This is a genomic window from Kribbia dieselivorans NBRC 106261, from assembly GCF_001552435.1.
GTDB lineage: Bacteria > Actinomycetota > Actinomycetes > Actinomycetales > Dermatophilaceae > Kribbia > Kribbia dieselivorans.
Genome location: NZ_BCRE01000193.1, coordinates 1 through 10,302, shown reverse-complemented (window position 1 = coordinate 10,302; position 10,302 = coordinate 1). Strand labels below are relative to the sequence as shown.

The 10,302-nt window shown below is 69.5% G+C and carries 10 protein-coding genes; 4 read left to right on the top strand and 6 right to left on the bottom strand.

The window, feature by feature from the left end:
* Positions 1–1,097 (top strand): LCP family protein (locus tag KD1_RS13945; RefSeq protein WP_245627421.1); only part of this gene is annotated, 1,097 nt, incomplete at its 5' end.
* A 104-nt stretch (positions 1,098–1,201) separates the two neighbouring features.
* On the opposite strand, the gene KD1_RS13940 is transcribed toward KD1_RS13945, so the two are convergent.
* The 6 genes from KD1_RS13940 to KD1_RS13915 all read right to left on the bottom strand — a co-directional run bounded on the left by KD1_RS13940 (position 1,202) and on the right by KD1_RS13915 (position 7,488).
* On the bottom strand, positions 1,202–2,383 hold the full coding sequence (locus KD1_RS13940) for an acyl-CoA dehydrogenase family protein (RefSeq protein ID WP_068402908.1): 1,182 nt from the start codon (positions 2,381–2,383) through the stop codon (positions 1,202–1,204).
* Between the two features lie 20 nt (positions 2,384–2,403).
* Positions 2,404–3,576 carry a nucleotide sugar dehydrogenase gene (locus tag KD1_RS13935; protein WP_068402905.1) on the bottom strand — a complete coding sequence of 391 codons (1,173 nt, stop codon included), beginning with the start codon at positions 3,574–3,576 and terminating at the stop codon, positions 2,404–2,406.
* An 85-nt stretch (positions 3,577–3,661) separates the two neighbouring features.
* Positions 3,662–4,150, bottom strand: coding sequence for a 5-(carboxyamino)imidazole ribonucleotide mutase (gene purE / locus KD1_RS13930; protein WP_157073367.1), 489 nt, complete (start codon positions 4,148–4,150; stop codon positions 3,662–3,664).
* Positions 4,151–4,264: 114 nt separating this feature from the next.
* Positions 4,265–5,434 (bottom strand): 5-(carboxyamino)imidazole ribonucleotide synthase, encoded by a 1,170-nt coding sequence (locus KD1_RS13925; RefSeq protein WP_068402901.1) that lies wholly within the window; start codon positions 5,432–5,434, stop codon positions 4,265–4,267.
* 9 nt (positions 5,435–5,443) lie between these two features.
* The gene (locus KD1_RS13920) at positions 5,444–6,655 is read right to left on the bottom strand and encodes an adenylate/guanylate cyclase domain-containing protein (protein ID WP_083542493.1); all 1,212 of its coding nucleotides are present in this window, start codon (positions 6,653–6,655) and stop codon (positions 5,444–5,446) included.
* Positions 6,656–6,696: 41 nt separating this feature from the next.
* Positions 6,697–7,488: a biotin--[acetyl-CoA-carboxylase] ligase gene (locus KD1_RS13915; protein WP_083542492.1), complete on the bottom strand. Its 792-nt coding sequence runs from the start codon at positions 7,486–7,488 to the stop codon at positions 6,697–6,699.
* Between the two features lie 83 nt (positions 7,489–7,571).
* Here KD1_RS13915 and KD1_RS13910 point away from each other — a divergent pair, with 83 nt between their 5' ends.
* From KD1_RS13910 to KD1_RS13900, 3 genes are read left to right on the top strand one after another with little or no spacing between them, the layout of a single operon-like run.
* Positions 7,572–9,161 (top strand): acyl-CoA carboxylase subunit beta, encoded by a 1,590-nt coding sequence (locus KD1_RS13910; protein ID WP_068402912.1) that lies wholly within the window; start codon positions 7,572–7,574, stop codon positions 9,159–9,161.
* A 14-nt stretch (positions 9,162–9,175) separates the two neighbouring features.
* Positions 9,176–9,463 (top strand): acyl-CoA carboxylase subunit epsilon, encoded by a 288-nt coding sequence (locus KD1_RS13905; RefSeq protein ID WP_217995899.1) that lies wholly within the window; start codon positions 9,176–9,178, stop codon positions 9,461–9,463.
* A 12-nt stretch (positions 9,464–9,475) separates the two neighbouring features.
* Positions 9,476–10,294, top strand: a complete 819-nt coding sequence (locus KD1_RS13900; RefSeq protein ID WP_068402899.1) for a hypothetical protein — start codon at positions 9,476–9,478, stop codon at positions 10,292–10,294.
* Positions 10,295–10,302: the final 8 nt, after the last annotated feature.

Genomic DNA, 10,302 nt, shown 5'->3' with positions numbered 1-10,302 from the left:
GGCCGCGCCCGGCCAACCGACCCCGCCCGGTCACGCCACGGCCCACTCCCCTGCGCTCGGGGACCGGGCGCTCCTCCGGTGGCATGGGCGTCGGTGGGGGCGGCGCCGCGGCTGCGGCGTACCCCGCGCCCCGCGGCCCGAGGTCGGCCAAGTACACCGTGCGCCGGATCATGGTCATCCTCATCGCGTTGTTGCTGGTGTACGTCATCGCCATGATCTGGGCGGTGAACTCCGCTTGGGGTCAGGTCGGTCGGGTCGACGCCACGCCCGGTGGCCAGCGCGCGGCCGCGGGCCAGGGCCGCAACATCCTCATGGTCGGGTCGGACTCCCGCTCCGGGATGTCCAAGGCCGAGCGCAACAAGCTCGGCACCGGCACCGCCGAGGGCGCACGCACCGACTCGATCATGGTGCTGCACACCGGTTCGGGTGACCCGACCCTCATCTCGATCCCACGGGACTCCTATGTCGAGATCCCGGGCAACGGGCTGAACAAGATCAACGCGGCGTTCGCCATCGGTGGTCCGAAGCTGCTGGCCGAGACGATCGAGCACAATGCCGACATTCGGATCGACGGGTACATGGAGATCGGCTTCGGCGGCTTCGCCACCGTCGTGGACGCCGTCGGTGGGGTGCGCATGTGCCTCAAGGCCCCGATGAAGGACGAGAAGGCCCACATCGACCTGCCCAAGGGCTGCCAGGTGCTCGACGGGCCGAACGCGCTGGGTTACGTGCGGGCGCGCTACTCCGACCCGAAGGGTGACCTCGGGCGCGTGGAGCGGCAGCGGCAGTTCCTCGGGGCGCTGATGGGCAAGATGGCCTCGCCGAGCAACGTGCTCCTGCCATGGCGGGTACATTCCCTCGGCGGCGCGACCGCCTCCGCAGTCTCCGTCGGTCAGGACGACTCGATGATCGACACCCTCCGAGCCGGCCTGGCCATGCGCACGGTCGCCGGTGGTGGCGGCAACTCGGTGACGGTGCCCCTCGACAACGAGAACCTGGCGACCGCGGCCGGGAGCGCCGTGCACTGGGACCCGGCGGCTTCGAAGGCGTTGTTCACGGCGATCCGCAACGACGAGCCCCTCTCGGTCAAACCGTAACCTCACCCTCACACCAACGCCGAGTGGTCAATTGTTGTGGGATAAGGAGCCCTTATCCCACAACAATTGACCACTCGGCGTGAGGGGTGAACCCAGGGGGCGGATCAGCGCGCGGCCGGCAGACCCTTGAGCAGCTGACGCGCCATGACGAGGCGCTGGACCTGGTTGGTGCCTTCGTAGATCTGGGTGATCTTCGCGTCGCGCATCATGCGCTCGAGCGGGAAGTCGCGGGTGTACCCCGCGCCGCCGAGCAGCTGCACCGCGTCGGTGGTGACCTTCATCGCGACGTCGGAGGCGAACGCCTTGGCAGCCGCACCGAAGAACGTCAGGTCGGCGTCGTTGCGCTCCGACTTCGCCGCGGCGGAGTAGACCATCAGACGCGCGGCCTCGAGTTCCATCGCCATGTCGGCGAGCATGAACTGGATCCCCTGGAACTCGGCGATGTGCTTGCCGAACTGCTTGCGCTCCTGCACGTACGCCAGCGCGTGGTCGAGGGCGCCCTGCGCGATGCCGACGGCCTGCGCGCCGATGGTGACGCGGGTGTGGTCGAGCGTGCGCAGCGCGATCTTCAGGCCCTCACCCTCGGCGCCGATCATGCGACTGGCCGGGATGCGGCAGTTGTCGAAGTGCAACTCACGCGTCGGCGAGCCCTTGATGCCGAGCTTGCGCTCCTTCTCGCCGAAGTCGAAGCCCGCGTCGGACTTCTCGACGACGAACGCGGTGACGTTGTTGCCGCGCTTGCCCTCGGGGTCGGTGACGGCCAGGACCGTGTAGTACTCCGAGACTCCGGCGTTGGTGATCCACGACTTCTGCCCGTTGAGGACGAAGTCGTCACCGTCGCGAGTGGCGCGGCACTTCATGCCGGCGGTGTCCGAACCGGCCTCGCGCTCGGAGAGGCCGTACGAGAACGTCACCCTGCCCTCGGCCATCGGCCGAAGGTACGTCTGCTTGATCTCCTCGTTGGCCGCGAGGATGACCGGCATGGAACCCAGCTTGTTGACCGCCGGGATCAGCGACGAGGAGGCGCACACGCGCGCGACCTCTTCGATGACGATGCAGGTCGCCAGCGCGTCGGCGCCGACGCCGCCGTACTCCTCGGCCACGTGCGGGGCGAAGAAGTCGCTCTGCACGAGGGCGTCATGCGCCTCCTGCGGGTAGCGACTGTTCTCGTCCACGTCGGCCGCGAACGGGGCGATCTTGTCCTCGGCCACGGCGCGCACGGCTTCACGCAGCGCGAGGTGGTCCTCGGAGATCCGGAACAGGTCGAAGTCAGGGTTTCCAGTCACACCGCAGAGCGTATCCGCCTTCAGGAGTCGGAGTGGAAGAGATCCCGGGTATACACCTTCGCGGCCACCGGCTCGAGCTCCTCGGTCATGCGGTTGGCCACGATGACATCGGAGATCTCGCAGAACTTCTCGAAGTCGCGGATGACCTCGGAGCCGAAGAACGTGTCCTCCTCCAGGCTGGGCTCGAAGACGACGACGGGGATGCCCTTGGCCTTGATGCGCTTCATGACGCCCTGGATCGAGGAGGCGCGGAAGTTGTCCGAACCGGCCTTCATGATCAGGCGGTGCACGCCGACGACCTTGGGCTGGCGCCGCAGGATGTCCTCGGCGATGAAGTCCTTGCGGGTGCGGTTGGAATCGACGACGGCCTGCATGATGTTCTGCGGCACGTCCTGGTAGTTCGCCAGGAGCTGCTTGGTGTCCTTGGGCAGGCAGTAGCCGCCGTAGCCGAAGCTCGGGTTGTTGTAGTGCTTCCCAATGCGCGGGTCGAGCCCGACGCCCTCGATGATCTGCCGGGTGTCCAGTCCGTGGGTCGCGGCGAAGGAGTCCAGCTCGTTGAAGTACGCGACGCGCAGGGCCAGGTAGGTGTTGGCGAAGAGCTTGATCGCCTCGGCCTCGGTGGAGTGCGTCAGCAGCACCGGGGTGTCCTGTTCGAGGGAACCCTCGACGAGCAGGTCGGCGAACCGCTGCGCGCGATCGCTGACCTCACCCACGACGATCCGCGAGGGGTGGAGGTTGTCGAGCAGCGCCTTGCCCTCGCGCAGGAACTCGGGCGAGAAGAGGATGTTCTCGCTGCCGGTGGACTCGCGCATCGACTTGGTGAACCCGACCGGGACGGTCGACTTGATGACCATGACCGCGTCGGGGTTGATCGCCATGACGTCGGCGATGACACCCTCGACCGAGGAGGTGTCGAAGTAGTTCGTCACCTCGTCGTAGTCGGTCGGTGTGGCGATGACGACGAACTCGGCCCCCCGGTAGGCCGCCTCCTTGTCCAGGGTGAACGTCAGGTTCAGTTCCTTGGTGCCGAGGAAGTCGATGATCTCCTCGTCGTGGATCGGGCTGCGCCGATCGTTGAGCATCGCGACCCGGTCGGGATTGATGTCGAAGGCGACCACCTCGTTGTGCTGGGCGAGCAGCACGGCGATCGACAGCCCGACGTATCCGGTTCCGACAACGGCGATTCTGGTCACGAGTTCTCCTGGTTCGGGGCCCGGCGGTGCCGAGACCGTTCGTTCATTATCGGGCACGGGAGCCGATGGTTGGCGCCGTCGACGCTCAGGCCGGGCCGGTGCGCTCACGCAGGCGCGCGCCCTTGGCGTGGGCCTGGTCGCGCAGGTCGGTCTGGAACCGGCGCATCGCGGCCCGTACCCGCTGCGCCTCCTCACCGGCCCCGGCAGCGACGATGCGGGCGGCGAGAAGCCCGGCATTCCGCGCTCCGCCGATCGAGACCGTCGCGACCGGCACCCCGGCGGGCATCTGCACGATCGAGAGCAGCGAATCCATGCCGTCGAGGTACTTCAGCGGCACCGGCACGCCGATGACCGGCAGGGTCGTGACGGAGGCGAGCATGCCCGGCAGATGCGCCGCTCCCCCGGCCCCGGCGATGATCACCCGTAGGCCGCGGTCGGCCGCCTGTTGGCCGTACGCGATCATCTCGTCGGGCATCCGGTGGGCCGAGACGACGTCGGCCTCGTACTCGATGCCGAACTCCTCCAGGGCCAGCGCGGCCTGCTCCATGACGGGCCAGTCGCTGTCGGAGCCCATCACCAGGCCGACGACGGCCTCGGTCGGCGGGTAGGTGGGGGTCGTGGTCTCGCTCACGTCGGTGTCCTGTCGTTCTCGATGCCTGGGGTCATGGGCGGAGCGTCGTGGAGCGCGTCACTCACGGACGGCACCTTGGATGTAGTCGGCGGCGTGACGAGCGCGCTCCCGCAGGTCGGCGAGGTCGTCGCCGCAGACGTTGACGTGCCCGATCTTGCGCCCGGGCCGCACGCCTTTGCCGTACAGGTGCACCTTCGCGCCCGGGTCGCGCGCCATGACGTGCCGGTAGGCGGAGTACAGCTCGGTGTCGTCGCCCCCGAGGATGTTGGCCATGACGGTCCACGGCGCCCGCGCCCGCGGGTCGCCCAGCGGCAGGTCGAGCACGGCGCGCAGGTGCTGCTCGAACTGGCCGGTCACGGCTCCGTCCATCGACCAGTGCCCGGAGTTGTGCGGCCGCATCGCGAGTTCGTTGACGAGCACGTGACCGTTGACGTCGAACATCTCGACGGCGAACACCCCGGTGATGTCGAGGTCGCGGGCGATGGTCAGGCCGATCGCGATCGCCTCGGCCGCCTCGTCGTCGCCCAGGTTCGGCGCCGGCGCGATGACGTCGGTGCAGATCCCGTCGGTCTGGACCGTCTCGACCACGGGCCAGGCGACCGCCTGTCCGGACGGGCTGCGGGCGATCAGGGTGGCCAGCTCGCGGGTGAAGTCGAGCCTCTCCTCGAGCAGCAGCCCGGAGCCGTCACCGGCCGCTCGGGCCAGCCAATCGGTCAGCTCGGCCGGGTCGGACACGGCCATGACGCCCTTCCCGTCGTACCCGCCCCGTGGGGTCTTGGCGATGATCGGCCAGCCGACCTCGTCACCGAACGCCTGCACCTCGGCGGCGGTATGTGCCTGGGCCCACCGCGGGCACGGCACGCCGAGTTCGGTCAGCCGTCGCCGCATGGCGAGCTTGTCCTGGGCGTAGACGAGTGCGGTCGGGCGCGGGTGCATCGGGATGCCCGCGGCCTCGATCGCGGCGAGCACGTCGGTGGGCACGTGTTCGTGGTCGAACGTCACGACGTCGCAGGCGCGCGCGAAGTCGAGCACCGCGTCGACATCGGTGTGCGCCCCGACCGGGGCCGACGGGATGGCGAGCGCGGCGGAGGCGTCGGGGGCCTCGGCCAGCACGCTCAGGGTCACGCCGAGTTCGACGGCCGGGCCGGCACACATGCGCGCCAGTTGGCCGCCGCCGATGATGCCCACGACGGGGAAGCCGCCGGGGGCTCGCTGGGGGGAAGTCACCCGCCGATGCTACCCAGCGTCGTACCAGCGCGGGGTCGGGCGCTGGCTCGGGGCGGGCGTGTCGGAGCCTCGCTCGGCCAGCGTGGCGGTCTTGGGCGGTACCGGAGCGTCGTCGACGGCCCGGTCACCGGTGCTGCGGTGCAGCCGCGAGGGGGTGACCGAGCCGATGCCGCGCAGGACCCGACGGCGCTCCTTGGTCAGTTGGAAACCGGAGACGACCGCGACCCGTTGCGCGAGCGCGTCGTCGATGAGCACCCCGCCGGTCGGGGCGATCGCGGTCATGCGCGCGGCCCTGTTGACCGTGGTGCCGTAGACGTCGCCGAAGCGGGAGAGCACAGTGCCGCTGGCCATCCCGACACGCACCGGCGGCAGGGCCGGTTCCTCGGCGATGGCCTCGACGAGGTCCATGGCCAGACCGGCGGCGGCGCGGGCGTCGTTGTGGCTGAACATCACCTCGTCGCCGACGGTCTTGACCAGTCGGCCGCCGTGGGCGGTGACGACATCCTGCGCGATGGTCTCGAACCGCACGACGAGGTTGCCCAGTTCGCGTTCGGTCATCCGCCGCACGACCGCGGTGAAGTTGACGAGGTCCGCGAACCCGATGATGCGACTCTCCGCCCCGGGCGCCTCGGGGGCGGCGTCGGCCATGACCCGGTTGAGGGCGGCGGTGAGTTGCCGACGCCAGATGTAGATCATCATCGGTTCGAGTTCGTCGGCCAGGGCGACGATCCGGTCGGTGACCTCGCGGGCGAGCTCGGCGCGGGTCTGGGGGTCCACCGATTCACCGTGGCTCCCGCCGGAGGAATCGGCGCTCTCGGTCAGGGCCTCGCGCACCAACTGCGTCTGCCAGACCGCCAACCGGTCGGTGGTGCGGGCCATGGCGCGGGCCATGCCGAGGGCGAGTTCCTCGTCGACGACGTCGTCGCGCACGAGCGCGGCGACGCGGCGCAGCGCCTCGACGTCGGAGGCGGTGAACATCTCGTCGGTGCTCTGGACGACCGGGAAGCCCAAGGCGTGCCAGAACCGCCGGGCCGACAACTGGGGGACGTCGGCCTCGCGCGCGACCTCGGCCCGGCCGAAGGTCGCCGCCGCCCCGAGCAGGGCCTCCTCGAGACTGTGCGGAGCGTCGTGCGGCGGCACGTCCTCGACGCGCCCGTTCGCGACATGTCCGTTCTCGACGGCGGGCTCGTGATCGGCAGGTGCGTCGGCGGACTCGGTCATCCGATCGCTCCTCCTTCACGTATGGCTGCGAGTGCCCCGACTCACGGTGCGGGGCGAATGTGAATCACGTCACCAGCAGAAACGGTAGCCGAGCCGGTCGGGCCGTCGAGAACGAGGCGCCCGTCGGGGTCGATGCCGGTCGCGGTCACCTCGTCGATCGACCCGTCGGGCCGGTGGACACGAACCCGGCGACCGAGCGTGGCGCAGGCCCGGGTGTACGCGTGGCGCACGTCCGCCAGGTGACCCGACCCGCTCTGCTCCACGAGGTCGACGAGGTGGCGCAGCCAGGTCGCCGCGATCACCTCCCGGCCCGGGACGGCCCCGCCCTCGATCTCCGTGACCACCCGCAGCGAAGTCGCCGTCGGCACTGGCAGCTCGTCGCGGGTGTGGTCGACGTTCACCCCGATGCCGACGATGACGCCCTCGTCGACGAGCTCGCAGAGGATCCCCGCGAGCTTGCGTTCCGCGCCGGTCTCGTCGACGTCCGCGGCGGCGAGCACGTCGTTGGGCCACTTCAGCGCGGTGGTGAGGTCACTGAGCTCCGTCAATGTGCGATGCAAGGCGAGGCCGGCGAGCAGGGGCAACCAGCCCGGGTGGGCCGGCGTCGGCACGAGCACCGACATCGCCAGGCCGGCGCGGGGCACGTCCTCCCACACCCGGCCCAGGCGTCCGCGCCCGGCAACCTGGTGCTCGGTGATGACGAGTTGATACGGCACCGCGCGGCGGCGCACCTCCGAGTTCGTCGAGTCGACCGACTCCAGCACGACCGCGCCGGGCAGCCCCGCGCCGGTCAGGGCCGTGTCCAAAGTGGGGAGGTGTATCGCAGTTCGCATGAGGGCAAGGCTAGGCTCCCCCCATGGCGCAGAGCACTGACGAGATCCCGGTCGACCCGCACGACGTCCCGTTGCCCGAGGACATGCCCAAGCCTGACCTCAAGACCACCGCCGGTCAGTTGACCGAGCTGAAGCGCCGCTCGGCCGAGGTGGCCCACGCGGCCTCCGAGACGGCCATCGAGAAGCAGCACAAGCGCGGCAAGCAGACGGCCCGTGAGCGCATCAACATGCTGCTCGACGAGGGTTCGTTCATCGAGATGGACAAGTTCGCCCGCCACCGCAGCAGCGCGTTCGGTCAGGACAAGAACCGCCCGTACGGTGATGGTGTCGTCACCGGCTACGGCACCGTCGACGGCCGCACCGTGGCTGTGTTCGCCCAGGACTTCACCGTCTTCGGCGGCTCGCTGGGTGAGGTCTTCGGCGAGAAGATCGTCAAGGTCATGGACTTCGCGATGAAGATCGGCTGCCCGGTCATCGGCCTGAACGACTCCGGCGGCGCGCGCATCCAGGAGGGTGTCGTCTCTCTGGGTCTGTACGGCGAGATCTTCCGCCGCAACGTGCACGCCTCCGGGGTCATCCCCCAGATCTCGCTGATCATGGGCCCCTGCGCCGGCGGCGCGGTCTACTCCCCCGCGATCACCGACTTCACGATCATGGTCGACCAGACCAGCCACATGTTCATCACCGGCCCGGACGTCATCAAGACGGTCACCGGTGAGGACGTCGGCATGGAGGAGCTCGGCGGCGCCCGGGCGCACAACACGTCCTCGGGTGTGGCCCACTACATGGGCACCGACGAGGAGGACGCGATCGAGTACGTCAAGGCGATCCTGTCCTACCTGCCGAGCAACAATATGGAGGACGCCCCGAACTTCGACGACGGGGCCTACGACCTCGAGCCGACCGAGGCCGACCTCGCGCTCAACACGGCGATCCCGGACAGCCCGAACCAGCCGTACGACATGAAGGACATCATCACCACGATCCTGGACGACGAGGAGTTCCTCGAGGTCCAGGCCATGTGGGCGCCGAACATCGTCATCGGCTTCGGCCGGGTCGAGGGCCGCTCGGTCGGGGTTGTGGCCAACCAGCCGATGCAGTTCGCCGGCACGCTCGACATCGAGGCCTCAGAGAAGGCCGCGCGGTTCGTGCGCACCTGTGACGCCTTCAACATCCCGATCCTGACGTTCGTCGACGTGCCCGGCTTCCTGCCCGGTGTCGACCAGGAGCACAACGGCATCATCCGTCGCGGCGCCAAGCTCATCTACGCCTACGCCGAGGCGACCGTGCCGCTGGTCACGCTCATCACCCGCAAGGCCTACGGCGGCGCGTACGACGTCATGGGCTCGAAGCACCTCGGTGCCGACATCAACCTGTCGTGGCCGACCGGTCAGATCGCGGTCATGGGTGCGCAGGGTGCGGTCAACATCCTGCACCGCAAGACCATCGCGCAGGCCGAGGCCGAGGGCGCCGATGTCGAGGCCGTGCGCAAGCAGCTCATGGACGAGTACGACGAGACCCTCGCGAACCCGTACATCGCGGCGGAGCGCGGTTACATCGACACCGTCATCACCCCGGCCCGTACGCGGCACCACGTCGTCAACGCGCTGCGCGCCCTGCGTAACAAGCGCGCGTCGCTGCCGCCGAAGAAGCACGGGAACATCCCGCTGTGAGCCAGGAGGCAAGCGTGTCCGACACGACCGTGGCGACCAACGGTGCCACCGCGCAGGATGCCGTGGGCGAGGTGGCTGCGGCCGCCGAGCCGGCGGCGTCCGCGGCCCCGGTCATCGAGATCCTCGGTGACGCGACCGATGAACAGATCGCCGCACTGGTGGCGGTGTTCTCGGCGATGGGCGGCGGCGAGTCCGAACCCGAACCGCGCCGCTCCCTGTGGAGCAATCCGCGTACCCAGGTGCGTCGCAGTCTGGCCCACGGCCGCGGCGCGTGGCGCGCCAGCGCCCTGCCCCGCTGGTAAGGAGTCTCGTTCATGGCCCATCGCAGTCTGACCACGCCGATCATTGTCGCGACTGCGGTGGGCCTGACCGGTTGTGCGGCCGGTGGTGGGAGCGGTCAGGCCGTCACCACGACGGTCACCGCGACGGCCTCGAGCACGTCGGCGGCCACGTCGAAGCCCTCGTCGACGTCCAGTTCGACGACACGGCGGACGACGACCGCCACGGTCACCGCCACCGCAACGGCGACGGCGTTCCCCACCGATCCGGCGGCCTACGCCGACCTCTTCGTGCGCGCCTGGGGCATCGGCGACCGGGCACGGGCCGACGAGTTGGCCACGAGCGACACCGTGGCGACGCTGTTCGGCAACACCGCTCGTGGCGGCTCGAACTGGAGCCGAGTGAGCAGCGTTCCGCAGGACGCGCGAACCCAGGTGACGTACCGCAACACCTCCGGTGACCTGCTGTACGTCATCGTCGACACGGCCACGGCCAGTCGCGGCGCTTCGGACGCGATCGTCACGACGAACTTCGGCTACGAGCCGCAGCCGTACACCCCGTCCGTGCAGGGCGCGGGACTGCCGACGAGCGCCGGTGAGTACGCCGACCGCTTTGTGCGAGCCTGGGGCGCGGGTCGCTCCACGGACGCCGAGCAGTACGCAAGCTCCGCGGCCATGACCACCGTCGGTGGCTACTCCGGACCCGGCGGCGGCGACTGGTCGCGCTCGTCGACCGGCACCTCGGCGGTGACCTACCGCAACTCCTCCGGGTGGTCGCTCATCGTCTACCTCGACACCGATCTCCTCGCCGCGGGCGCTCAGGACGCGATCTACTCCGCCGAGTTCCGCCACTGACGCCCCCG